Annotated in this window: 23 protein-coding genes; 7 read left to right on the forward strand and 16 right to left on the reverse strand. The window is 52.9% G+C overall.

Features of this window, described 5'->3' with window-relative positions:
• Nucleotides 1-252: 252 nt before the first annotated feature.
• Both WC593_13025 and WC593_13030 read right to left on the reverse strand, forming a co-directional pair.
• Nucleotides 253-537 (reverse strand): hypothetical protein, encoded by a 285-nt coding sequence (locus WC593_13025; GenBank protein ID MFA4826068.1) that lies wholly within the window; start codon nt 535-537, stop codon nt 253-255.
• Nucleotides 534-839, reverse strand: coding sequence for a hypothetical protein (locus WC593_13030; protein MFA4826069.1), 306 nt, complete (start codon nt 837-839; stop codon nt 534-536). The genes WC593_13025 and WC593_13030 overlap by 4 nt, the downstream gene beginning before the upstream one ends.
• Before the next feature lie 1,481 nt (nt 840-2,320).
• Between WC593_13030 and WC593_13035 the strand changes: the two genes are divergently transcribed.
• The gene (locus WC593_13035) at nt 2,321-3,061 is read left to right on the forward strand and encodes a hypothetical protein (GenBank protein ID MFA4826070.1); all 741 of its coding nucleotides are present in this window, start codon (nt 2,321-2,323) and stop codon (nt 3,059-3,061) included.
• Nucleotides 3,062-3,092: 31 nt separating this feature from the next.
• On the opposite strand, the gene WC593_13040 is transcribed toward WC593_13035, so the two are convergent.
• The 4 genes from WC593_13040 to WC593_13055 are packed head-to-tail and all read right to left on the reverse strand — an operon-like array spanning nt 3,093 to nt 6,403.
• Nucleotides 3,093-3,482 (reverse strand): Zn-ribbon domain-containing OB-fold protein, encoded by a 390-nt coding sequence (locus WC593_13040; protein ID MFA4826071.1) that lies wholly within the window; start codon nt 3,480-3,482, stop codon nt 3,093-3,095.
• Between the two features lies 1 nt (nt 3,483).
• Nucleotides 3,484-4,650: a thiolase domain-containing protein gene (locus WC593_13045; protein MFA4826072.1), complete on the reverse strand. Its 1,167-nt coding sequence runs from the start codon at nt 4,648-4,650 to the stop codon at nt 3,484-3,486.
• Nucleotides 4,647-5,699 (reverse strand): hydroxymethylglutaryl-CoA synthase, encoded by a 1,053-nt coding sequence (locus tag WC593_13050; GenBank protein ID MFA4826073.1) that lies wholly within the window; start codon nt 5,697-5,699, stop codon nt 4,647-4,649. Before WC593_13050 ends, WC593_13045 begins: the two co-directional genes overlap by 4 nt.
• On the reverse strand, nt 5,693-6,403 hold the full coding sequence (locus tag WC593_13055) for a helix-turn-helix domain-containing protein (protein ID MFA4826074.1): 711 nt from the start codon (nt 6,401-6,403) through the stop codon (nt 5,693-5,695). Before WC593_13055 ends, WC593_13050 begins: the two co-directional genes overlap by 7 nt.
• A 124-nt stretch (nt 6,404-6,527) precedes the next feature.
• Between WC593_13055 and WC593_13060 the strand changes: the two genes are divergently transcribed.
• Together WC593_13060 and ribB are read left to right on the forward strand one after the other, a co-directional pair.
• Nucleotides 6,528-7,193, forward strand: coding sequence for a DUF120 domain-containing protein (locus WC593_13060; protein ID MFA4826075.1), 666 nt, complete (start codon nt 6,528-6,530; stop codon nt 7,191-7,193).
• A complete protein-coding gene (gene ribB / locus WC593_13065) occupies nt 7,190-7,870 on the forward strand; it encodes a 3,4-dihydroxy-2-butanone-4-phosphate synthase (protein MFA4826076.1) in 681 nt (226 codons plus the stop codon). The genes WC593_13060 and ribB overlap by 4 nt, the downstream gene beginning before the upstream one ends.
• A gap of 81 nt (nt 7,871-7,951) precedes the next feature.
• Here the strand turns inward: ribB and WC593_13070 are convergent, their stop codons facing one another.
• Genes WC593_13070 through WC593_13080 form a run of 3 tightly spaced genes read right to left on the reverse strand, consistent with a single transcriptional unit; the run spans nt 7,952 to nt 10,789 of the window.
• Nucleotides 7,952-8,710, reverse strand: coding sequence for an ABC transporter ATP-binding protein (locus tag WC593_13070; GenBank protein ID MFA4826077.1), 759 nt, complete (start codon nt 8,708-8,710; stop codon nt 7,952-7,954).
• Nucleotides 8,707-9,492, reverse strand: coding sequence for an ABC transporter permease (locus tag WC593_13075; protein MFA4826078.1), 786 nt, complete (start codon nt 9,490-9,492; stop codon nt 8,707-8,709). Before WC593_13075 ends, WC593_13070 begins: the two co-directional genes overlap by 4 nt.
• Nucleotides 9,461-10,789: an ABC transporter substrate-binding protein gene (locus WC593_13080; protein ID MFA4826079.1), complete on the reverse strand. Its 1,329-nt coding sequence runs from the start codon at nt 10,787-10,789 to the stop codon at nt 9,461-9,463. The genes WC593_13075 and WC593_13080 overlap by 32 nt, the downstream gene beginning before the upstream one ends.
• A 42-nt stretch (nt 10,790-10,831) precedes the next feature.
• On the opposite strand from WC593_13080, the gene WC593_13085 reads away from it, so the two are divergent.
• A complete protein-coding gene (locus WC593_13085; protein ID MFA4826080.1) occupies nt 10,832-12,016 on the forward strand; it encodes a Xaa-Pro peptidase family protein in 1,185 nt (394 codons plus the stop codon).
• Nucleotides 12,017-12,088: 72 nt separating this feature from the next.
• Here WC593_13085 and WC593_13090 read toward each other — a convergent pair whose 3' ends face one another.
• From WC593_13090 to WC593_13110, 5 genes are all read right to left on the reverse strand, one after another.
• The gene (locus WC593_13090) at nt 12,089-12,259 is read right to left on the reverse strand and encodes a hypothetical protein (GenBank protein ID MFA4826081.1); all 171 of its coding nucleotides are present in this window, start codon (nt 12,257-12,259) and stop codon (nt 12,089-12,091) included.
• Between the two features lie 187 nt (nt 12,260-12,446).
• Entirely contained in the window at nt 12,447-14,762 is a 2,316-nt protein-coding gene (locus WC593_13095; protein ID MFA4826082.1) for a hydrophobe/amphiphile efflux-3 (HAE3) family transporter, read from the reverse strand.
• A 7-nt stretch (nt 14,763-14,769) separates the two neighbouring features.
• Complete coding sequence (locus WC593_13100; protein ID MFA4826083.1) at nt 14,770-16,101, reverse strand: S-layer protein; 1,332 nt, start codon at nt 16,099-16,101, stop codon at nt 14,770-14,772.
• A gap of 10 nt (nt 16,102-16,111) precedes the next feature.
• Complete coding sequence (locus WC593_13105) at nt 16,112-17,482, reverse strand: S-layer protein (protein MFA4826084.1); 1,371 nt, start codon at nt 17,480-17,482, stop codon at nt 16,112-16,114.
• 174 nt (nt 17,483-17,656) lie between these two features.
• Complete coding sequence (locus tag WC593_13110; protein MFA4826085.1) at nt 17,657-19,042, reverse strand: PAS domain-containing protein; 1,386 nt, start codon at nt 19,040-19,042, stop codon at nt 17,657-17,659.
• Nucleotides 19,043-19,237: 195 nt separating this feature from the next.
• Here WC593_13110 and WC593_13115 point away from each other — a divergent pair, with 195 nt between their 5' ends.
• The 3 genes from WC593_13115 (at nt 19,238) to WC593_13125 (ending at nt 21,332) form a co-directional block, all read left to right on the forward strand.
• On the forward strand, nt 19,238-19,909 hold the full coding sequence (locus WC593_13115; protein MFA4826086.1) for a hypothetical protein: 672 nt from the start codon (nt 19,238-19,240) through the stop codon (nt 19,907-19,909).
• Nucleotides 19,910-20,156: 247 nt separating this feature from the next.
• Nucleotides 20,157-20,870: a PEGA domain-containing protein gene (locus WC593_13120; GenBank protein MFA4826087.1), complete on the forward strand. Its 714-nt coding sequence runs from the start codon at nt 20,157-20,159 to the stop codon at nt 20,868-20,870.
• 222 nt (nt 20,871-21,092) lie between these two features.
• On the forward strand, nt 21,093-21,332 hold the full coding sequence (locus WC593_13125; protein MFA4826088.1) for a hypothetical protein: 240 nt from the start codon (nt 21,093-21,095) through the stop codon (nt 21,330-21,332).
• Between the two features lie 50 nt (nt 21,333-21,382).
• Here WC593_13125 and WC593_13130 read toward each other — a convergent pair whose 3' ends face one another.
• Both WC593_13130 and WC593_13135 read right to left on the reverse strand, forming a co-directional pair.
• Nucleotides 21,383-21,985 (reverse strand): nucleic acid-binding protein, encoded by a 603-nt coding sequence (locus WC593_13130; protein MFA4826089.1) that lies wholly within the window; start codon nt 21,983-21,985, stop codon nt 21,383-21,385.
• A complete protein-coding gene (locus WC593_13135; GenBank protein ID MFA4826090.1) occupies nt 21,982-23,238 on the reverse strand; it encodes a nucleotide-binding protein in 1,257 nt (418 codons plus the stop codon). The genes WC593_13130 and WC593_13135 overlap by 4 nt, the downstream gene beginning before the upstream one ends.
• Nucleotides 23,239-23,465: the final 227 nt, after the last annotated feature.

Genomic DNA, 23,465 nt, shown 5'->3' on the forward strand with positions numbered 1-23,465 from the left:
GCCCAAATAGGGCTCCGTTTGCTATGCCCTTATCCGGAAAACCCCGCAAACCCGTTCTTTTCTGTTCGTGTGGAAAATGCGCTTAATTTTCGCCCCATTTGCAAAAATACAGCAGGAAACCCCCTCGCCTGTTGGCCGCCAATGGCCCTGAAACCGAGGCATTTTTCGCCACTTAGTTTACCCCATCCGGCACCCGGAAACCCTGCCGGAACGTGAATATGGGGCTCGTTTTTCCAAGTACCCCATTTTCAATTATTGTTCCAACACTCCCCGCTCGAATAACAGTTTCGCATAATCCTCACCCGATAACGGGCATCGGATAAGATCATCCATTTCATTTCCAGACAGATGCAGCTGAGCCCGCATCTTTGCGAGCAGGTCCGCGTTGTACTCTTTCACCCCATGACTCAGGAACGTGTGAACACCGGATATCTTCCCATCGATGCAGAGATAAAAGATCTTGTGATGGGATGCTCGCTCTTCAAACCCTTTCTTGAGAAGAGCAGCTGCGATATCCCGGGTCTTGCAGGACTTCAAGAACTGGCCCCGGCAACAACAAGAGATTCGAGATGGGAACGAAGCCGGAGTGCGTCCCTGGTAAGGTTCGCCGGGTTCCCGGCTACGTATACCTCCCAGAGCGTGGAGAGCTCGTCTGAGATCCCTGCAATGCCTTCCTCAAGGGTTGGTGCTGAAACCAGAAGTCCGAACTCATCGTTTGTCAGGGTGAGCCGGTCAGCATCGTGCCCGACAGTAATCCGAAGTTCGCGAGCGAGCCTGCGGACGTGACCGTTGATTTTCAGCCGGTCGAGCGTAATGATCTGGTCTGCCATTTTCAGCATAGGTACCCAAGTGTATCATCCGGAAGATGAAAGGGTTTTTGATCCGAATAATTTCATGCGATATCTAAAAAAATCATTTGACATCGAACTAACTATCGATTTGAGTGAACGAACGAATCGACACATCCGGGGACAGGACAGATGACACCCGCTATCCTTTGTCAGAGACACCTGGTATCAGGGAGTCCAATCCCTGAGGGCAAATAACCCCTTTACGGGCTCCTTTTCCCTTCCCGGCATCCCAGTCAATACCGGAAAACCCCGCAAAACCATCCGTTTCGGGGCGTGTGGAAAATACGCTTAATTTTCGCCCCATTTGCAAAAATACGGGAGGAAACCACCTCGCCTGGTGGCCGCCAATGGCCCTGAAACCGAGGCATTTTTCGCCACCTGATTTAGCCCATCCGGATCCCTGAAACCCTGCCGGAATGCGAATATGAGGGTCTTTTTTTCCGGGGGTCTGAAAAAAGAGATTTTAGCCAGGGATAAGAAATGAAGGAGACGAAAAACAGTACGAACAACCCCGCCCGGGAGAAATACCTCTCACTTATTTCACGGGTGTAAAACGATAAGCTGGTGCAGGAAATGCGGATCCATTGCGGGATCTGGTGCACCCGAACCGGACTCGCTGACAAAATCTCCCCGCAATCCAAAAACGGGTGTATTTTTCTATCGAGTTGTGCAAATATATTTTCAATCAAAGTCTGCCCGGAAAAAATAAATCAGGGTCTGCCCGGAAATTTTCAATCAAAGCTTGAATGAAAAATTAAAATCAAAGTCCGGTTAAATTTTTTCAATCAAGATCCGATTTGAAATTTTTAAGCAGAGTCTGGTTGAAAAAATAAAATCAAAGTCTGATTGAAATTTTTATGCAAGGTCCGGTTGATCCGGAAATGATTTTTAAACGCTATCGCGTACTCGATTGAAAATTTTTGGGCAGAGTCCGGTTGATCCGGCTGAGCAGCCGGATGTACTGTTTAGGTGAGATGCCGGAGCGAGTTTACGTCGGATGTGTTGACCGTTTTCACTCCCTTTTTGGAAAATGATTGTTATAAGGGATCGCGTTTTTACATTTTAAGGCAGAGTCTGGTTGATCGGTGAATGGATTTCAAGCAGGGGCGGGGGGTCGATTGAAAATTTTTGAGCATGGTCTGATTAATTTTTTTTAAGCAAGGTGTGGTTGAAAATTATAATTCAAGGTATGGTTGAAAATTTTTGAGCAAAGTCTGACTATTTTTTTTCAATCAAAGTCTGGTTAAAAAAATAAAATCAAAGTCCGGTTGAAATTTTACCATCAGGATCCGATTATATTTTTTGAGCTGAGTGCGATTGAAAAATGAGTGGTGCACTGCAAGCGGAGTGTGGTGCAGGATCTCCCGTTCCCTTACGAAGTGTTACCGGTCCTTCTCGACCCGGTTATCCATCCTACCTAAATCGAAACCCAAAATTACCTGACTGCACCATATGGCATAAGGAACCCGATGACTCCCAATACCGAGTGGAAAAAGGTTGCAGCCTCCCTGATCGCAGCGGTCGTTTTTGCGTTTATCTGCCTCATATCATATACTTCCATTGACGGGATGAGCGGCGGGTACGCCCTTGCATTTGTCTCGTTCTTCCTTGCGATCAGCAGTATTGCAGTCGCCCTGCTGTTTTTCCACCGGGCGCGGGTGATGGATGCGATCCTGACCGATCCCTCCCCACTCGCTCACTGGACCTACCCGGAGGATATGATCCGTGCAAGCGTGGAGCGAGAATTCCGGGAATACAAGGAGCGGAACCGGGCAATGTTCATTATCATCGGCGGGATGCTTGTGGTTGCAGCCCTTGTCTTTTTGATCTTTGTTGGTGAGGGTGGTCCTGAGACTGCTCTCTTCCTGCTGGCCTTCGCTGTATTCCTGTTCATTATTTCCCGGGTCATGCCCGGGATTGAACGGCAGCGGGCGATGAGCTCTTCACAGGGTGCGTTTATCACCCGTGCCGGGATCATCTACGAAGGGGCGGTCTATCCGTTCCGCTCATTCCTGATGTGGAGGGATGGGATCCTGTTTCGTAAGGCCGACAAAAAGAAACCCGCGATGATTATTTTCTCATTCAGCCAGCTGGTCGGCCGCTTTATTGTCCAGCCGTTTGATATCGCAATTCCCGTGCCCGCAGGAGAAGAAGAAAATGCAATACGGATTGTCCGGGAACTGGGCGGCGATGTTCCTGATGACATTTAAGCAACCGGATTTTCCGGTAAAAAAAAGATAATCACTCCGGCGCAAACTTCGTGCCGTAGTGGATGATACCGCTCTCGCCATCGGTGGCGATCCTGCGGAAGATGCTTTTTACCCGCATGCCGATCTTTGCTTCGCTGGGGTCGCAGACAACCTGTGAGGTCATCTGGGGGCCTTCATCGAGTTTGATGATGGCAAGCACGTACGGCCCGTGCGAGGCGAACTGGTCGGGTGCAGTCTGGATGATCGTGAACGTGACCACGGTCCCCTTTCCGGCAAACTTGTGGTCCACGATCTTTCCTTCCCTGCGGCAGTCCGGACAGAAAGTCCTCGGGGGGAAGAAGTGGCGGTTGCAGGTCTCGCACTTTGTCCCGATCAGGTTGTAGCGCTGGGGGATCTTTCGCCAGAATCGTGCTACGGTCATTTCAGACCCTCCCGAGGATGTGGACCGCAACCGTGGCACCGGTACCGCCAACATTGTGGGTCATGCCGATCTTTGCGCCATCGATCTGGCGTTTGCCCGCGGTGCCGCGAAGCTGCTGGACGATCTCGCACACCTGCTTGATGCCGGTAGCCCCGACCGGGTGACCGCAGGCCTTGAGGCCGCCGCTGGTGTTGACCGGGATCCTGCCGCCAAGGGCGGTTTCGCCATCTGCGGTGAACTTACCAGCCGTGCCCTTCCTGCAGAACCCGAGGTCCTCGATGGCACAGATCTCTGCGATCGAGAAACAGTCGTGCACCTCGACCATGTTGATATCCTTGTGCGTCAGTTTTGCCATCTTAAAGGCCCGCTGGCCTGCAGCAACCGTCGCGTCCAGCGTCGAGATGTCCCGGCGGTCGTGGAGGGCGATGGAGTCGCTTGCCTGTGCGGTTGCAAGAACCTTGATCGGGGTGTCGGTGAATTCACGGGCACGGTCGAGCGGTGCGAGGATGACTGCCGCTGCCCCGTCCGTTATAGGTGAGCAGTCAAAAAGCCGGAGAGGTTCGGCGACCATGGTGGATTTCAGCACAGTGTCGAGCGTGATCTCCTGCTGGTACTGGGCAATGGGGTTGCGGGCACCGTTGTAGTGGTTCTTCACGGCGACCTGTGCCAGCTGCTCGCGTGTCATGGAGTACTTGTGCATGTAGTCCCGGGCAATCATCGCGTAGAGCCCGGGAAATGTCGCTCCGACAAACCCTTCCCATTCGCGGTCCGCAGCGCCGGCAAGAGCATCGGTGGTTGCGCCCGGCTCCACATCGGTCATCTTCTCGACACCTGCTGCAACCACGATGTCTTCCATGCCACTGGCAACGGCGATGACCGCCTGCCGGAAGGCAAGCCCGCCTGATGCACACGCGGCTTCGACCCGTGTTGACGGGATGTGGCGTGTTGCCATTCCCGCGTAATCTGCAATCAGGGCACCGATGTGTTCCTGCTCGATAAAACGGCCGGCACTCATGTTGCCGACATACATCGCGTCGATCTTCTCACCAGATAGCTGGGCATCTGCAAGGGCAAGGGCCCCTGCCTCCACAAACATATCCCGGAAAGATTCCGACCATTTCTCACCGAACCGGGTGCAGCCTATACCAATCACTGCCACGTCTCTCATGATTGCATCACCAGCTTCCCCTTGTGCTGGGCATAGCGTGCATAATCCAGGTAGATGGGATTTTTGAGCTGCTGCTCCACGCCCGGTGCAGCGTCGCGCCGGAATGCATCCGACAGGATTGCATCGGTCACTTCAATATCAAAGGCATCGCTGCCTGCTCCGGACCCGAACGAGCAGACGAAGATCGTATCGCCCGGCTTTGCGATGTCAAGCGTTGCTGCAAGGCCAACGGGTGACGCGCCGGAGTAGGTATTGCCGAGGCGCGGTACCACGAGGCCCGGCTTGATCTGTTCTGTAGTGAACCCGAGGTCCTTTGCTGCTTTCTGCGGGAACTTCGCGTTGGGCTGGTGGAAGACCGCGTAGGTGAAATCTTTCGGGGTCTTCTTGGTCTGCTCCAGGAGGAGGTTGCTTGCCCCTTTGACGTGCTTGAAGTACCCGGGATCGCCGGTGAACCGTCCGCCGTGGCGGGGGTAATCCTGTCCCTCGCGGCGCCAGAAATCCGGCGTGTCGGTGGTGAACGAGCAGGTGTGGTGGATTGTTGCGATCGGGTCGTCGTTTCCGATCACATAGGCCGCACCCCCCGCTGCCGCAGTGTACTCGAGCGCATCGCCCGGTGCACCCTGCGAGACATCGGAACCGATGGCAAGGCCGTAGGGGATCATTTTGCTCTTGACAAGGCCCATACAGGTCTGGATCGCAGCGGTCCCTGCCTTGCAGGCGAACTCAAAATCAGCTGCGGTCATATTCGGGGTTGCTCCGATGGCTTCGCCGACCGTACATGCAGTAGGTTTCACCGCATACGGGTGCGACTCGCTGCCCACGTATACAGCCCCGATATCTTTCGGGTCAACATGCCGGCGCAGGAGTGCGTTCCTTGCCGCTTCGACAGCGATCGTTGCTGCGTCTTCATCAAGGTCGGGAACGGACTTTTCAAAAACGCCCAGTCCCCCGGTGATGTCTGCGGCATTTGCGCCCCAGACCCGGGCAATCTCTTCGACCTTGATACGATATCTCGGTATATACACACCGTAGGTAATGATGCCTACCATTCTTTGTCCCTCAGAGTACTCACGATTTCATCTACATCCATACTCGTACACATCACCGTGATGCGATCGCGCTCCGCCATTTTTTCCACGATTGGGTGGACATCTGAGGCTTCTATGCCCTGCAGCACCACGCATCGCGGTTTGAACGGTGTCACCCGGATCGCAACCATCGGTGATTTCCCGGTCGAGACATTGGTAAAGACCAGCGCCCGTTCCGTGCTCCAGCCATAGATGCGATTGAACTCTTCGGAAGTGAGTTGCATGATCGCATTGAGGCTGTTGACCACGGTATAGCCAAAGATGGTCTGGTCTATGGATCCCCAGAGTAATGTGCACCCGATCGCATCTGAAAAATCCTTCAGCGGGACGGGTGAACCGTATTCGTGGAGATCATAGATCACATCATCGTCAACTGCCGAAAAGAGCATGGTAGAGTATTTTTCAATGTGTTTACCGCCGGTCTCCTCATCGGTGGTGAGGAGCGTGTCGACAATCTTGCCGACAACGGCGGTTCCGGGGCTTTTTCTCCGTCCGCTCTCGTAATCACTGATCACGGACGGTGAGACGCCCAGGCGTTCTGATAAGACGCCGGGTGCGATCTCGAAGTTCATGCGCCATTTTTTGAGCGCATGCCCCGGTGAGTCCGACAGCGTAATCTCGCCAGCCATCTTCTCAGCGAGCTGGTTCCGCTTTCCGGATTTCATGCTCAATTAGATTCACTCATAGTGTTAAATAATTAACGAACGTGCTTTCGACAGTGAACGAACCACGACGGAGGATTTCTCCGGGGGCAACCCATAAATAAGAAGCAACTCAATTTTGATAAGCATGATACCCGCTGAGGATCTCCAGTGTCTCAAGGCCATTGCACTGCGTGGCGGTTGCAAGGGCCCGGTCTTTGTCTCAACGCAGAGCATCGGCACGATGCTTGCGATCAGCCAGCAGACTGCATCACGACGGTTGAAAGGGCTTGAAACCCAGGGACTCATCACCCGGACCCTTGCTGCCGATGGCCAGCATGTCACTCTCACCAGGCACGGCGAGGATGAGCTGCGCCGTGAACACCAGGAATATTTACGAATCTTTTCTGAGGGCGGCAAGACCTATGTTCTGAATGGTGCAGTCATATCTGGGATTGGCGAAGGCAAGTATTACATGAGCCTTGCCAGCTACAAGGAACAGTTCAAAACCCATCTCGGGTTCGAACCCTATCCCGGCACGCTCAACATCCGCCTCTCCCATTCCAGCATCCCGGTCAGGAAGAAGATCGATGCGCTGGAGTGGACCCGGATCAAGGGTTTTTCAACAGACGGCCGGACCTTCGGCGATGCGAAATGCATTCCCTGCCGGATCGGCACCATCTCCTGCGGCATTGTCGTGCCCGGCAGGACCCACTACCCCGAGGATATCATTGAAGTGATTGCCCCGATGGCGCTGCGCCGGAAACTGGGTGTTGAGGATTCTGACAGTGTCAGTGTTGAGGTGGGGCCGTGATGGATGAGGCGCTTGCAGCGCTCCGTGACGGGAAGTTTATCCTGCTTTACGATTTCGATGACCGGGAAGGTGAAACCGATTTTGCAATCCGCTCCGATGCGGTCACGCCAAAGCATATCCTCCAGATGCGCAAGGATGGCGGCGGGCTGATCTGCACGGCAGTCCACCCGATCGCAGCCCAGCGTCTTGGCCTCCCGTTTGCCAGCGATGCCCTCCGTGCGATTGCGGTTGCGGAACGGGAAGGCGACATTCCCTACGACCGGAAGAACCACTCCTCGTTCTCGCTCTGGGTGAACCACCGCAATACATTCACGGGCATCACCGATCGTGACCGTACCCTGACGGTTAACGCGATCGCGGAACAGGTGAAACGGGCACTCAACGGCGGCAACGTGAGTTTCCACGAAACGTTCCGTACCCCGGGACATATGGCCCTTCTCCGGGCAGCAGACGGACTTCTCGATGTGAGGAAAGGCCAGACTGAACTCTCGATCGCCATGGCCCAGATGGCGGGGATCACGCCTGCGGTCACCATCTGCGAGATGCTGGATGATGAGTCCGGCTACGCGCTCTCAAAGGCGGATGCAAAACTCTATGCGAGGAAGCACGGGCTCGTGTTTGTTGAAGGGCCGGAAGTGCTGGAGCGGTGGGAGAAGGACAAGGTCGGGAAAAAATAGAATTTTCTTTTTTTTACAAGCGATACAATCAATTTTACCTATCCGGCAACCTGAAGATCAAATTTTTAATGCCAATATCTGTCAGGCTTTTCCCTGGATCATCCGTGTAACCTGCTCGCGGATCCGGATAAATGCAGGATCTGCCGGATCCCTGGGATAGGGGAGATCGATCTGCAGGATATCAGACACAACCGCCGGCCTCCCGGAGAGAATGACAATCCGGTCCGCGAGATAGATCGCCTCCTCCGGGTTATGCGTGACCATGAGAAAGGTGGTCTTTAAGTCCTGCCGTATTCTCAAGACCTCATCCTCCAGTTCCCGCCGTGTGAATGTGTCGAGCGCAGAGAACGGCTCATCCATGAGGAGGACAGAGGGTTTGATGGCCAGCGCCCGGGCAACCGAAGCCCGCTGCTTCATCCCGCCGGATAGCTGGTGAGGGTAGGAGAGTGCAAACGCGTTTAAGTGGGTGAGATCCAGAAGCGATTCCGCCCGCTTCCCGATCTCCTCTTCTGCCAGATTTTGCACGGAAAGCCGCAGGCCGTACACGATGTTCTCATAGACCGTGAGCCACGGGAAGAGGGCGTGGTCCTGGAAGACCATGGCTGCTGACGGCTTCCCGTCTTTGTTACCGGATGTCTGGTCGATCCTGCCTGCATCCGCATAATCGAGGCCCCCGATGATCCGGAGCAGCGTGGACTTGCCGCAACCGGATGGTCCCATTATGCAGACGATCTCCCGGGCGGCGACATCAAAGGAAACCCCGGCAAGAGCGGGACAGGACTTTTCACTGTCCCGGAACGTCTTTTTGATCCCGTCAAGGGAGAGAACCGGCTCCATCATTCCCTCCCCTGCCAGCCAAAGAGCCGTTCCTGTCCTGCCCGGAAGAGAATATCCGCTCCGAGGCCTATGATGCCGATGATGATCATACCGGCGCCAATCACCTGGAGCTGGCCGAGGTTATAGGCATACATGATCAGATAACCGAGGCCGGCAGTTGTCCCGGGCAGCATCTCGGCGGCAACCACGCACATCCAAGCCACGCCGAACGAGACCCGGAGGCCGGTCCAGATCACGGGAAGTGCACCGGGAAGGATGACGGTGCGGAGCTTCTCAAAAGTGGTAGCATGGAACGTGTCCGCTACTTCGATCCACCGCAGGCGGACCCCCTGGACCCCGTCAACGGTGTTGATCAGGATCGGGAAGAACGCACCCATGCCAATGATGAAGAGGATGGAATTAAAACCGATACCGAACCATGCGATGGCAAACGGCATCCAGGCGATCGGGGGGACCGGGCGGAGTATCTGGATGGTGGGGTTGAGATATTTCTGGACTTCTTTTGACCAGCCGATGAGGAGGCCGAGCGGGATGGCAATGGCTGCTGCACAGAGGAATCCGGTGAGAACCTCCTTGAGGCTTTGGATCGTGTTCTGGATCAGGGACTCGCCGCCAAGAACCGGTGCAGCCGGCTGGAGCAGCACGGACAAAATTTCACCGAGCCGCGGGAGGATGTAGTTGTTCTGTATCAGGAGGGCAATGCCTTCCCAGACTATCAGGAGGATGACGATGAGTGCCAGTCCTTTGCCGTATTCACGGATACTCTGCTTCGAAATCAGTACCATAGAATTTCACCGAAATATTCTCATATGCAAACGCTTCGCGTACCATGTCTTCCTGGATCGAGCTCTGGACTGTGGCAATAACCACGGGTCTGCCGGCAGCAGAGCGGCCTTTCACCCACGTGACAAAGCCCGTCCAGTTATTGCAGGGTGCCCCGTTGCCGACAACCAGCCCGGAACCCCCGGTATTGATAGACTGGATGATGGATGATGGGTTTCCGAGGCCGATCTGCTGTTCTGCCGGGACAGATCCCACAAAGGCACCATCAAGGGCCTTCTGGCCGATAGTGGTCATGATACCCCCACCGGACTGGCCGGGGATGAGGTTGACATGGGCAAACGTTTTCCCCTGCACAAACAGCGTGCAGGAGACCGGGCGGGAGGCTTCCGGATCATCGGGGACAAGGCAGAAGCCGTACCGGTCGCAGAAATACGCAGAATCCTTGACCATGACATAGAGGGGGGCATAATTATCGGTTGAAGGGATATAGCCGAGCCTGAGATTCGGCACGTCCATGTCCGCTACGGGTACAGATGAATTCGTCAGGTACTGCGCCCCCTGGCGTGCAACGGCAGCGTTCATCATCGACAAGGGGTTGTACGTGCTGTTCGGTGTCTTACCGATAATGCTCTGTACAATACCGGATTCGGGGGGGTCTGCACTCGCCGTGAAGACAATGTTGGCAAAGGCGTGCTTCTCGACATCGAGCGGCTGAAGCGACCCCACGGGTGTCAGGATCGGGTTCTTTCCATAGACCCAGGCCGCGGTGATATTCTCTGCCAGTGCCGGGTCCTCCCGGGTACGGTTTATCGCTGCCGTGGTGAGGGCGGAGAAGAGGGCAGAGGTATTCGGATTGTTTTTGATGAAATCGTTCCGCAGTACCATTACATTGATAGCTTCGTTATTCCATTTTCCCGGGGGAGGGAGATCGGATGGGACCGCGATACATTTTCCGATGCCGGAGAGCTCTGCATTCGAGACCACCGGCTCCCAGATCAGGAATGCATCGATCTGGCCGGTATTGAGCAGCTGGCCCATTGAGCCGGTGGATGCATATAACAGATACACGGACGGGCGATCATCGATGGGTTGGACAAGCCCGGGCACAGTACTGTAATAGAGCAGAAAGATCAGAGATACCAGAATACATCCCATGATGATGAGCCACTGGAACGGCGTGAGTCGCTGCATGAATGGATCGCTATCGGATGTGTACGAGCTCCGGATATATATGCTGACGGTTTTTTTATCGCACCGCAGGGAGAGGTGGACCTTATATTCAGCCGCCCCCTGCGCCATTTCATTATTCTTATTAGCTTTCCACCCCCAATTTTTACCAGCATGAAAGTCCCGCTCACCGAACTTAAAGACCGGTTGAAACGTTTCCAGGACCGGATGGATCACACCCGTCCCGGCTGGGAACTGGCAGCCATTGTCGGCAAGATCCCCCTTTACTATTTCACGGGCACGATGCAGGACGGACTCCTTGTCATCCCGCACGATGGCGATGCCGTTTTCTGGGTCCGGCAGAGTTTCGAGCGGGCAAAGATCGAGTCGCTCTTTCCCCACATACGGGAGATGAAGAGCTACCGGGACGTGGCAGCGGGTATGGGAAATCTCCCCTCCACCGTGTATCTCGAAACGGATCTGATGCCCATTGCCCAGCTCCAGCGGCTCCAGAAGTACCTGCCGTTTACGGATGTGCAGTCCGTCGATGAACAGGTAGCAGCGGTCAGGGCAGTGAAGAGCCGGTATGAACTCACCTTGATGGAACACGCCGGGAAAATTCACCGCCATGTGCTTGAAGACTGCATTCCCGGGATGCTCGCGGAAGGGATCGACGAGGTCGGGCTCACCTGCGATCTCTACACCCTTATGGTGAAGGAAGGCCACCAGGGTATCATCCGGTTCGGGATGTTCAACGAGATGCTGCTCGGCCAGATCGGGTTTGGCACGAGCTCCATTTCCCCTACCTGCGTCAATACGCCCGGCGGCATCTTCGGCATGCACCCGTCCGTCCCGCTGATGGGTTGCCGGGAACGGAAACTGAAGAAGGGCGAGCTGGTTGTTATCGATATCGGGTGCGGGTACAAGGGATACCAGACCGACAAGACCATGACCTACATGTTCGGCAAACCGATCCCTGACGAGGCGATACGGGAGCATGAGCGATGCGTAGAAATTCAGGATCAGCTTGCAGCGCTCCTCAAACCGGGCGCCATCCCGTCAGAGATCTATGCAACCGTCATGGAGGGACTTGAACCGGAATTCCTGAACAACTTTATGGGATTCGGGAAGCACAAGGTCAAGTTCCTCGGCCACGGTATCGGGCTCTGGATCGATGAGATGCCGGTCATTGCGCAGGGATTCGATGAGCCTTTGCAGGAAGGCATGGTCTTTGCCCTCGAACCCAAGAAAGGCATCCCGAAAGTCGGGCTTGTGGGGATCGAGAACACGTTTATCGTGACACCGCAGGGTGGCCGGTCGATCACGGGCAAGAGCAAGGGGCTTGTCGAGGTATACTGACGGTCACTTGCGTATCCAATGCAATTGGCTGTGCTGAGAGGGAGAGGATAGCTTTCTTCAGTAACTGTCCGCTCACTTTTTTGCCAGTTTTTTCAGGGCCTCTTCAGGCAGCATCCTGGCAATGCTCATCTTTGTCGGACAGCGCCCGAGTTTGATTCCCTGTTTCTTTGCCTCTTCCTTGAGCTCTTTTGTGTCAAGGTCTTTGATTAAAGCACTCAGCTCTTTCTGTTCCAAAGGGATCAATGAGTGATAGAAACCGGGGACGATAAGGTTTTTCTCTCGCCATGGAAAACCCGTTCGCACTTTTCGATCCATTACCCTGTGCTGAAAACGTTCACCTGAAAGGTCAGTTCTGTTAAAAAAGGGAGATTATATGATTATTATCACGGACAATCGCTAGTCTTCTCTGTATCGGTATACTACGAAGTCATCATACATTTTCATCCGGAATACCGTGTCCCTTCCTTGCTTTGAGCCATTCGTCGAGACTGCCCACCAGGGAGAGCACCGCAGGCATGATGAAGATCGCGCCGATCAGTGAGAACCCGACGGCAATCAGGGTCGAGATGCCGAAGTTGCTGATGATGGGGAATGTTGCAAGGCAGAGTGCCGAGAACCCGAAGAATGTTGCAAGACCCGAGACCGTGATGGCGGTACCGATCTTATTGACACTCTCCTGGATGGCGGCAATGGGATCATGCAGTCGCTCCATCTCTTCAGTATAGCGCTCCATGACAAGGATCGTGTATTCTGCGGCAACGCCGATCGTCATCGATCCCAGTGTTGCTGTGAGCGGATTATACGTGAGGCCGATGGCATACATCATGACCGCATTCCAGCCCACGACGAAGATGATCGGGATGATCGGGGAGACTGCGTGGAGATGCCGGTAGACGAGGATCAGGAAGACAAAGACAAAGATGAACCCGAGAATGGTCATAGTATCTTTTGATTCCGACATAGCTCCCAGCAGACTGGTCATCAGCTCGAAGTTCCCGGCCGGTTCTATCGAGATCCCAACGGGAGGTTCGAGGAATTCGATATCATTGATAACCTGCTCTTTTAAGCTGTTCTGCTGGCTCATCGAAATGTCGCCGGTGCTGAACCGTATGATCCCGCACATCGGGTCACTGAGGTACGATTTTCTCGAATCCTCCGGTATTTTTTCCAGCACGGTATCGAGCTGGGCCTGGGTCTCCGGTATCACGCCGCCATTATACTGGAGGATATACGTGACAATGCTTGTCGCCCCGGTCATTTCCGTATGGTGCGACAGTTCGTAGTCCTGGAACTTCTTGATCCATATCACCGTATCGAGATCCGTTACGCTCGATCCCTGGACAAGCAGGTCTGCGGTGCTGGTTGCCCCGATGACACGGGTGACTTTGTCGATGTTGATCTTGGCCGGCATATCCGAAGGAACAAACGCGTTCTCGTCGGAATCGACAGGGATGGTCGCGTCGATCTGGAACCCGATAAGCGCAATAAGACCGGCCACAAGAAGGATTGGAATCGGGTTCTTCGCAATCTTAACCGAGGTGTCCGTCAGGAACTGGCCATAAGAAAAGGAACTCTTCTTCTTGTTCCTCGCGCTGTTTTTTTTGTTATCGATGATCGTATCGCACGCATCCGTTCCCACGGCATAACACTGTCCGGTCTGCTGCTTGGGCTGGTAATTCACCAGGAGAGCGATGGTGGGCATGCCGATACACGACACCCAGAAACAGGTGTTTATACCGATGATGGAAACGACACCGAACGAGCGGATCATCGGGACGGTCGAAACATACATGGCCAGAAATCCCATGGATGTTGCCAGCATCGCGTACATGACCGCAGGGCCGGTGCGGGTTACCGTGACAAAGACCGCATCATTGAGGGATCCTTTCCTCGCCTCCTCATCGAACCGGGCGTGGAACTGGATCGCATAATCGATCCCAAGACCGATAAGCACCGGGAAGGCCCCGATAACTGCCATGTTCAGGTTGATGCCAAAAACACCCATCAGGCCAAGTGATGTCACAAGGCCAATCGCTACAAGAAGGACCGGCATGAACCGGTGGCGGACGTAGGAAAATAAGATCCCCATCGTGATGATCATCAGGACGAGGGCACCCCCGATAAGAACGCCCATGTTACTCGTGAGCCCCGCACTCATCTGCTGCTGAAATGCCGGGGAGCCGGAAATTTCGACTCTTACTCCCGGGGGTGCTGAGGACGAGTCCACGACTGATCCCACATTGTTCAGTACGGACTTCTGGACCTTCTCAGACAATCCCGGCGTGAGCTTGAGCTGGACGAGGGTCAGCACGTTGGAAGGATAGAGCAGGGTGCGGGTGCTCCCGGGAAGAGAATTGACAATGCGCTCCGTGTCAGCCCGTGACGAGGGTAGTGTTCCCCCGTTGTACGCTCTTAAGACATCGGTGATACTCTGTACGCTCTTGACATTCTGCTGCTGCCGCAGATCTGTTTCAAGATTATCGACATAGGAAAGGACTTCTGCGCTCAGCGGGTCACCGGCCTCGATAATGAGGATAATGGTATCCGATTTGTAGTCCTCGTTATATTTTTCCTGGAGGGCTCCGGCAGGGGTATCCCTGTCAACGTATGTTTCCCACCCTGTCTGCATGGTGAGCATGGTCATGCCGTAGAGGCCGATGCAGAAGAGGGCAAGAACAAGGGCAGCAACCAGTTTTGGCCGTTTGATAATGGTATTTGCTATGCCCTCAAAGATCTGTTGAATCATGAAATCCTCACCGGTTCTCCTTTTTCATCCGGTAGACATGCAGTGCGATGCAGATCATAATTCCCGCAATCACCATTCCTGCAATGGGGAATAATCCTCCCGGTATCCCGGAAGTGCCGGAAGTTATTGGTGTTACTTCAATATGTACCGGCAGGGTATCTGATTCCTGGCTGTTGCCAAAGGTATCGCGGTAACGGATTTTGCTGTCAAAGGTATACACCATAGGATCAGCGGATTCATCTGCCTGTATCTCGTACGTGGCGCTTGCAGTCCTGCCGGGTTCCAGATCCCCAAGGAACGCAGTATTATCAGTAATGGTTACGGGGTTGTGAGCAGTGATCCGCGCCTCTGCATTATAGGCTGTTACCACACCGTCATTCCGGTACTCGACCTCAATTGTCCGGCTCGAGCCGCGTGGCACTTCAGGTACGGTGGATATTACTGTAAATGCAGTTTTGGTATTAACGGTAACTCCCACGGTTTCTGAAGGGGAGGTCACGATCGTTCCTTCCCGGTTCGTGTAAGAGACGGCAATATCGATGGGGTATGCCTGGTTCGTTGCATCTCCTGAGACGGATACTTTGTACCGGCATTCCACAATGCCCCCGCTGGGAAAGCTTCCAATAAACAGGGTACTCTCTGTTGGAATTACCGGGCTCTTGCCGTTACGGAGCAGCTTTACTGCTGCCATCTCGCCGTTTTCCGGGCCGGTGTTCCTGATCTTCAGGTGAATATAACCCTGCGACCCCGCAATCAGCCCTTCCGGCACTGCTTCGATAACCTCGATTTTCACCTGAGGTTTGATCCGTATAGTGACAGGAAGGATATCTTCAGCATCATGATAGGTAAACTCGAAAACCTCTGCTGCTTCCTGCTCGATTACCCGTGTGTACTTGTACCGGATGGACAGGGGCAGGGAGTATTCTCCGGCCGTTGCATTTGCAGAGATTTTTGCTTTGAACCGGACGGTCACCGTATTGCCGTTACCGGAAATGTCGCCAGTCATCTGCGGATCGGTCTTGACTATCACCGCATCACTGGTTGATACGAGCCCAATGGTTACGAATTTTGCCGTGTTCGGCAGATCCTCTGCATCTATCGTTCCCCTGTCCAGCTGTTTTACGGTATTGAGGCCGGAGTTTTTCACCAGGATGGTGATGGTTGCATCCTCGCCCGGTGCGAACTCATTAACCCCGGTAACCGCAGCAGAAAATGATGGAGCGCCCCCAAGGTACTTTGTTGCCGCTGAGACCGGTGCCACCATAAGGGCACTGCACATGAGCAGGGTCAGTACTATGAACGCGGTTCCGGCAGAGCCGGAAAAACCCTCGTAAGTCATTTTAAACCTCTCACCGGGATTTGTTCCTGCGGTAGATGACGTAGCCGATTCCCAGTATCACAAGGGCAATCACTGCAAGTGCAAGCGGGTTTTTTAATAACCCGTCAACAAAATCCGTACCCTTGTCCACGTTCAGACCCAGTTTTATCGGATCAGATGTTTTCTGGTTATCAAACGCATCACGGTACCGGATTTCTGAATCAATCCCGTATTGTTTCTGTGTTGCTGTCCCGGCTACGGTTATGAGAAACGATGCCTCTTTGCTCTCACCGGGTGCGATGTCCCCGAGGTAGGCAGTATCATCATTGCTGGTGAACGGATCGACCATGCTCACGCGGGCCTGTGCCTGATGTGCAATTGCGCCACCGGTGTTCTTGTAGGTGACCGTGATCACTTTCTTCTGGCCGGGGGTTAAGGTTTCAGGGTCTGAAACGATGACAAATTCGGTTTTCCTGCCAACCGGCACACCGATTGTTTCGATATCCGATGAGATTGTATCACCCTCTCTGTTCTCGTATTTTACGCACACATCGAGCGGGTAGTTCTGGGCCTCTGCACTGTCTGCTACCGATGCTTTGAAGACTGCGGTTGCTATTCCCCCGGAAGGAAAGTCACCGATATAGGCGCTACCTTCGGTGGGGACTACCGGACTCCCGTCATTCCGTGCGATAATAATGATTGCTTTCTTTGCATCTTCCTGGCCGATATTTTTCACATCGAGGCGTATCGATCCTTCGGTACCGGCGTTCAGGAGCTGGATATCTGCAGAAACTATACGAATCCGGACATCCGGTTTTATCGTAATGGGGATCTGAAATGTTTCTTCCTTGGTCTTATACGAATACTCGATAGTATCAGTACCGTATTGTTCTGCAGTGTACAGATACGTATAATTCAGTTTTACCGGAAGTTCGTAGGTTCCCGAAGGCGTATCCGAAGGAATCCTGACCGTGAATTTGCTGGTTGCCGTTCCGCTGGCTTTCAGGTCCCCGAGCATCTGGGGATCTGACTTGATAATAAGCGGTGAATTCCCGGCTTCAAGTGTAACCGTGAGGAATTTTGCCGTATTTGGAAGATCATCCCGGTCAATGGTACCGGTTTTTTGGAATTTAAACTGGTTCAATCCAGTGTTTTCGATTACTACGGCAACCAGGACTTCTTTGCCGGGTGAAAATTCATTGGTTCCCGAAAGGGATGCGGAAAGTTCCGGGCTTCCTGCCATATACTGGTTTCCTGCACTGGCGGGAGCAGTTGCAATAAACAATGCTGCAATACCGATGATAATTATCGACCAGAGCAGGTTGTTGCCCCGCTCCTGTTTGAGCGGGTAATTACTAGTGCCGGTGTTTTCCTTCTGTGTTCTCTTGTTATTGATGTTCATGGCTGTTTCACGTATCCCTGAATTGTTGCTATCAAGGTTTAAACCAATAGTATTAAAACATTTGTCTTATTGACTATACATATTGGTTATTGATAAAAATGAATCTCCTGAGTAATGCAAAACAACCTGGCGTTGGATAACGAAAAAAAGGTGATTACTGAAAAACAAGAAACGTCAGTGGAGCAGATCCTGGAGTGCGTCAATACGCTCGCGCAGGCTCTTTTCCCGTTCGGCAAAATCGGTAATATCGGATATGGTGATGTAGAAGCTGGTGATAGCTTCGTGTTTTGCAGCGGTAATTTTTCCATGGAGGTAGCGGTAATTGCCATCTTTTCTCTGCACCCAGATCTTGAATTCCCCCGGGGCAGGTGAGTCTGGCCGGACATTTCTGAAGATCTCCTCAATCCGATCCTTATCGGTAACCGGGACAATCCCGGAATCAAATACTGCCTGCATGTCATCGGTCAGGAGAGTTCCGTGAAGGCCCATCTCGGCCATCTCCTCAGCGGAATAACCGGTGATCTCCTTAATGCGGCGGTTCGAGAACACAATTTTATCATTCTCTAAAATGATGAGGCCGTCCTGGATGTTATCAGCCATCATCCTGAAACGCTGTTCGCTCTCACTCACCCTCGCCTCCTGATTTTTTAACTTTGTGATATCGGTAAAGATGATGAAATTATAGTAAGTATCATCGTGTTTTGCTCCGCTGATCCGGGCGTAGACAAATCTCCGCTCCCCATCTTTCCGGATTATCCACATCCGGAGATCACCGGGTTTTTCAGGATGGGCTTCTATATCCCGTATCTGTTGCGTTGCGTCCTCGAACGACTCCGGGGCGATGATTGCAAGAGGCCCCATGGCCTTCATCTCCCCAAAGGAATACCCGGTGATTTCAGCAATCCGGTTATTGGCATATATCGTTTTCTCACCTTCCACGATGATGAGACCATCCTGGATATTATCCGCCATCATCCGGAACCGCTCCTCACTTTCACGAATTTCCCGGTCAGCAAGAATGCGCTCAGTAATATCTTCAAGAATCAGCGTGATCCCCTTTCTCCCGTCTTCAAAAACCGTGGGAACACATTTCTGGTGGAAGATTCTCTCCCCCTTATCTTTGATGGTGAACGTGACCGTGGTCTCCCGATCTCCCATGTCGGCGGTAATTGTATCGAGAAGCTCACGGACATCCACCCTGGGTGACTGCAGGAAGGAAATATTTTTTCCAAGCGTGTCTTCACGCGAGAGCTGCAGGAGTTTTAGAAAATTGTCATTGATGTCAGTGATCCGGGTCTCGTTGTCCAGTACCATGATGAGTTCTTTGGAATAACTGAGCATGGCCGATAGCGGGACCCTCTGGGAGATCGTATAGACTTTAGCCATACCATAGGCCCGCATGTCAACCTGACCGGAGATCAGCAGGATATCGAGATATCTCCCAACCGTGTTCTTGTTTTTCTTCAATGCTTTTGAGATGTCGGTTACACTCATCCCATTGGAATTTTTTTTAAGAAGATCCTTGATGGCGATGAGTTCCTGCTGGTAATCCTGCATCATAGTGTTTCAGACCGCGAATCCTGCGTTGATGATCAGTATGAGCATGGAGATTTATAATTGTTATGAATCACCAAATTGTATAGTCAATAACAGTATAATTTAAATATAAAAAAATAAAACACTACTGTGCAGGGCAGCGGATACAAATGGCAGCTCTCGTGCAGAAACACACAATGAAAACTGGTGATGTACACTATGGTAACTGAATCATTCAACATTATTTCCCGTGGACTGGACAATACGATGGCGGTGCTTCCCGCAATTCTCGGTGCACTGATCGTTCTTCTTATCGGATGGATTGTCGGACGACTGCTGGGTAAGGCAGTTCATATCCTTTTAGACAAAGCGACTGCTGCCCCGGCTATAGGTGACTCCGATCTCGGCAAATCGGTCACGAGATCCGGTATAACCATCGGATATCTTGGTGATATTGCTGTCCGCTGCATTGTTTACCTGATAGCAATTTTTGCGGCCGTCGATATCCTCAATCTGGAGTATCTCAGCCGGTTTATGACAAAGGTCGTTGAGTATATCCCTCACGCGATTGCCTTTGTCATCATTCTCGTGGTAGGTATCATTCTGACAGACTACTTTATCGACATGTTCCAGTTGTACTCCCGGAGTTCGAAGATTGAGCTGCTCAACCCGGTGCTGGTCCTGCTCCGTCTCTTCCTGTATTTTATTGTCGTGACGCTCGCACTCTCCCAGCTTATGTTGGATCTGACGATCATCTACACGATTATCACGCCGATTGCATGGGGACTTGGTCTCGGTCTCGGAGCCTCAATTGCAATTGTTGTCTGGTTCGGCATGAAGAACCGGAGCGAGGAGATCATGAACAAATTCATGGAGGTGATATCAAAATAGGCATTTACCCATGTTCAATTGAATGGCGATGAAACATGGCAATCAGTAATCCAAGAGATGGCAGCGCTTATGGCCAATCCCTCTCTCCCGCCATCTCCCCTTTTTGGGGCAGGTATAAAATCACACCCGATCCGGGTGGATATCATCACACCGGAAGAAACCCGTCCGTAATGAGACGACCTCACGATTGGCCAACCTGTCAGGAGTAGAGGCTCACGAATTAAAAAGTGACATTGGAGACAGTATCATGAAAAAAACCTGCGCGCAGCTCATAATTCTTGTTGTGGTTGCGTTCATTTTATTACCCGTTTGCGTTAATGGCCAGAATGTAACGAATTCTACCGTCATTCCTACAAATACGAAAACAACCCTGGAACCTCTGGTGACAACGCAGGTCCCCGCTGAAAAGACAACAACAATTCCGGTTACCAACACAACGCTGGTGCTATCGACAAACACCACTCCGCAGCCGGGTACTACTGCGGAGATGATATCCGTGAAGACAGCGATGACGTCTGTTCCCGCGGTATCTCCGGCTACACAGATGTCTACCGGTAATGTTTCGGTTGCATCATCTCCGCTTGGCGCCAGCATTCTCATTGACGGGGTGTACTATGGGACTACTCTGGGAAACTTTACCGGCATTCCCGCGGGAAACCATATAATGAGACTTACCCTGAGCGGGTACTATGATTACGAGGGCACCATCTATATCGTTCCCGGGCAGGTCACGCATGTGTTCGGAACACTCCCCCCTTTGAATGGAGCCGTTTCGCAGCCGGTAACCTTAGCCCCGGTAATCACAATCATTCCCGCTGCAACCACACAGCCCACGCAAACCGCATCGGGAGGAGCATTCGAGAGCCCGACGGTAGTTGCAGCGGTGATTGGGGTTATTACTGCCTGCATAGGTGCTGGCGTAACGCTCTTCACACACATCTCGAAAGTGAAAAAGGAATAAAATCCCCTTTTCAAAGTGAAGTAAGATGAAACCAGACAACTCGTAATCCAAGGGATGGGAGCACAATGGTTGAAACCTCTCTCTAATCATATCCCATTTAGCGGAAGATATCTTGAAAATGTATTTACAATCACCCCGGATCTGTCAGAAATATCCCTGTCTGTTCCGTTATGAGCTGTCAGACAAATTAAAAAAATGATATTAATGTATGGAGAAACACGTATGGCCCCTGATATTATGATGAAAGGATTAGTTGCATCGTACTTAGCATCCCCCCCGGGAATGGACATGATTCATAGCTATATCTCCTCGGCAGGAGGACAGGCATCGATCAGGGAATACCTTGCTACCTCCCGGGGAAAGCAGACAGCGCTTGCAATTCTTCCCCTGGTGCTGGATGTAGTTGATCTTCCTGGAGAGGTCAGGAATTCAGTAATGGAAAATCTTGGAAAGAAAGACTGAAATTCTTATTTCTGACATTTTTAAAAACTCGCTGACCGTGTAAAAAAGAATTAGATCTTGATCTGGGCCAGCGCATCGTACGCGATCTTCCGGAAGGTCACCGGATCCATCGTGGGATACTGCTCCTTTGCCTTTACAACATCCGGTGCAGTACCCGCGGCGAAAGCCTCGATCCGGTCCAGCGTGCGTTCCGCCGTGTCGAGCACCCAGAGATCCCGGGTCTCCTTGTCCACGACATTGATCGACTCCACCCTGACCGAGACCATGGGTGCGCTGGCCTCGTCCTTCTTATACAGGCTCGGCTTGCCGATGACTGCAACAAAGGCCGGGGTCTCGATCTTTGCCAGCTGCTGCATGGCCTCGGGCTGGTAGCTGCCGGCCATGATAAAGAAGGTCCCGGTCGGGTCTACGACTCTCCCGCGGTAGAAAATATTCTGGTCGCCCTGCCGCTGCTTCTCGGTCAGCGTGCCGACAATGAAGATCCGGTTGCATCGCTCCCCGGTCGGGAGCAGGACAAACGTCGGGCTCTTCTCGTCCTCGCCATCCTTGAACTGGTACCGGCACTCCCGCAGCTCGCTGGCAAAAACCCGTCGTGCCGGTTCGCGCTCGAATGAGCCCTCTTTTCTTCCCATCTCGCGTGCGGGCGTGCTCATGATGCACCCCCGGCCCGGTTGAGAAGCGCAGCATGTTTTCCGGTCTCAAACGTTACCGGCTCGCATTTGTTGACGAGCACGCGGTTCTCGATCTCGCGCCCGTGGCAGGTGATATAGCGGCCAAGGACCTTGTCCCGCATCTGGAGGAAGACTTCGTCCATTCCCAGCGGGTTGTTCTCGGCGATCTCCTTTGCCGCGTCGAGTGATATACCGGTGAGCGACTCCACGACATCGCGCTGGAGCAGGATGCTGTGCGTCTTCTCGCCATTGTCCAGCCATCCCTTGATCCGCAGATCATAGGTGAACTTCGGCTGGATCTCGTGCACGGGGCAGTAGTTCTGGCGCGAGAGGGCACGGTTGCATCCCTCTACCGGGCAGCGCTTGATAATACCGGAACCGGGTGCGACATGAACGATAGCACCGCTGACTGCCGCTTCCCCCCCGCTCACCGCAATATCGCCTTCCTCCTGCATGATCATCGCCGTATTGAGGTTCAGCGAGAGCCGGCCATTGTACTCGTCCACCTGTGCATAAAAGATATTATACACCGAACCCGGTGTCAGGCTCTCCTTGCCCGGCTCTTTCCAGATCACGAACTTGATCGTGCCGGTTTCGTCACCTAAAAGGCCGGACTGGAGCATCCGTTCATGTGAGGCGTCCCATTCCTGGACCACCTTTGCCCGGATACTGCCGATACCCGGGTGCAGTTCGCTGATCGGGACCGTCGTGGGCATGAGTGCCCGATCCTCTTCGATATCCTTGATCGTGGTGCCGGAATGAATCTTCAGGCTCGCGATACCCTTGAATTCATCCACTACCGCGGACTCGATCCGGTACCAGGAGCCCAGTGCCATGGCCGGTGCGTTTGCCTTTGCCCAGGCAACAAAACGGATGGCGCCGGAATCATCGGCAATAACGCCGCCCTGCGCAATCGCGGGTGATGCGGGAGCTGCGAGTGCCACGATCTTGCCTTCGATCGTAACCCACTCGCCGGGTGCCGCATCTGCGATCTTCTTCTCTGCTGTCCCACCGCTGCCTGCGCCGCCACTGCCAGCGCTGCCGCCGGCCCCCGTCGCGGGGATATTGAACTCCTTGTTGAGTTCATTGGTCACGCTGCGCTCTGCTTCTGACGGCTGGACGCCGAACTCCTCGATTAGTCTGCGGAGTTTGCCTTCAATCTTTTTGGGATCAACGGTCTGTCCGCTTTTTAAGAACTTACGGGAGATTCTGTCTGCTGCTTCGGAAAAATCCATCTTCGTACATCTCCACTTAAGCATCGGATCTTATCATGTCTATATATTGCGAAGTGTGTGGTGCGAAAGTGATACTACTATAATTGCAATTATAAAGTGGAGATGGATTTTACCATTTACTTACTCTTGGATGCTTCCATTTCCTTGGGTTTCACAATACGCTGCCAGAACCACCGTTTTTCAAATCTTCCAAACTCTCATAATATTTACAAAAAATGTGTTTTCTG

This window comes from Methanoregula sp., assembly GCA_041645435.1.
Lineage (GTDB): Archaea > Halobacteriota > Methanomicrobia > Methanomicrobiales > Methanospirillaceae > Methanoregula.

Coding starts and splice junctions, on each gene's coding strand:
- WC593_13030 (MFA4826069.1), bottom strand. CDS start 839: ATGCTGAAAATGGCAGACCAGATCATTACGCTCGACCGGCTGAAAATC.
- WC593_13035 (MFA4826070.1), top strand. CDS start 2,321: ATGACTCCCAATACCGAGTGGAAAAAGGTTGCAGCCTCCCTGATCGCA.
- WC593_13040 (MFA4826071.1), bottom strand. CDS start 3,482: ATGACCGTAGCACGATTCTGGCGAAAGATCCCCCAGCGCTACAACCTG.
- WC593_13045 (MFA4826072.1), bottom strand. CDS start 4,650: ATGAGAGACGTGGCAGTGATTGGTATAGGCTGCACCCGGTTCGGTGAG.
- WC593_13050 (MFA4826073.1), bottom strand. CDS start 5,699: ATGGTAGGCATCATTACCTACGGTGTGTATATACCGAGATATCGTATC.
- WC593_13055 (MFA4826074.1), bottom strand. CDS start 6,403: ATGAAATCCGGAAAGCGGAACCAGCTCGCTGAGAAGATGGCTGGCGAG.
- WC593_13060 (MFA4826075.1), top strand. CDS start 6,528: ATGATACCCGCTGAGGATCTCCAGTGTCTCAAGGCCATTGCACTGCGT.
- WC593_13070 (MFA4826077.1), bottom strand. CDS start 8,710: ATGATGGAGCCGGTTCTCTCCCTTGACGGGATCAAAAAGACGTTCCGG.
- WC593_13075 (MFA4826078.1), bottom strand. CDS start 9,492: ATGGTACTGATTTCGAAGCAGAGTATCCGTGAATACGGCAAAGGACTG.
- WC593_13080 (MFA4826079.1), bottom strand. CDS start 10,789: ATGGCGCAGGGGGCGGCTGAATATAAGGTCCACCTCTCCCTGCGGTGC.
- WC593_13085 (MFA4826080.1), top strand. CDS start 10,832: ATGAAAGTCCCGCTCACCGAACTTAAAGACCGGTTGAAACGTTTCCAG.
- WC593_13095 (MFA4826082.1), bottom strand. CDS start 14,762: ATGATTCAACAGATCTTTGAGGGCATAGCAAATACCATTATCAAACGG.
- WC593_13100 (MFA4826083.1), bottom strand. CDS start 16,101: ATGACTTACGAGGGTTTTTCCGGCTCTGCCGGAACCGCGTTCATAGTA.
- WC593_13105 (MFA4826084.1), bottom strand. CDS start 17,482: ATGAACATCAATAACAAGAGAACACAGAAGGAAAACACCGGCACTAGT.
- WC593_13110 (MFA4826085.1), bottom strand. CDS start 19,042: ATGATGCAGGATTACCAGCAGGAACTCATCGCCATCAAGGATCTTCTT.
- WC593_13115 (MFA4826086.1), top strand. CDS start 19,238: ATGGTAACTGAATCATTCAACATTATTTCCCGTGGACTGGACAATACG.
- WC593_13120 (MFA4826087.1), top strand. CDS start 20,157: ATGAAAAAAACCTGCGCGCAGCTCATAATTCTTGTTGTGGTTGCGTTC.
- WC593_13125 (MFA4826088.1), top strand. CDS start 21,093: ATGGCCCCTGATATTATGATGAAAGGATTAGTTGCATCGTACTTAGCA.
- WC593_13130 (MFA4826089.1), bottom strand. CDS start 21,985: ATGAGCACGCCCGCACGCGAGATGGGAAGAAAAGAGGGCTCATTCGAG.
- WC593_13135 (MFA4826090.1), bottom strand. CDS start 23,238: ATGGATTTTTCCGAAGCAGCAGACAGAATCTCCCGTAAGTTCTTAAAA.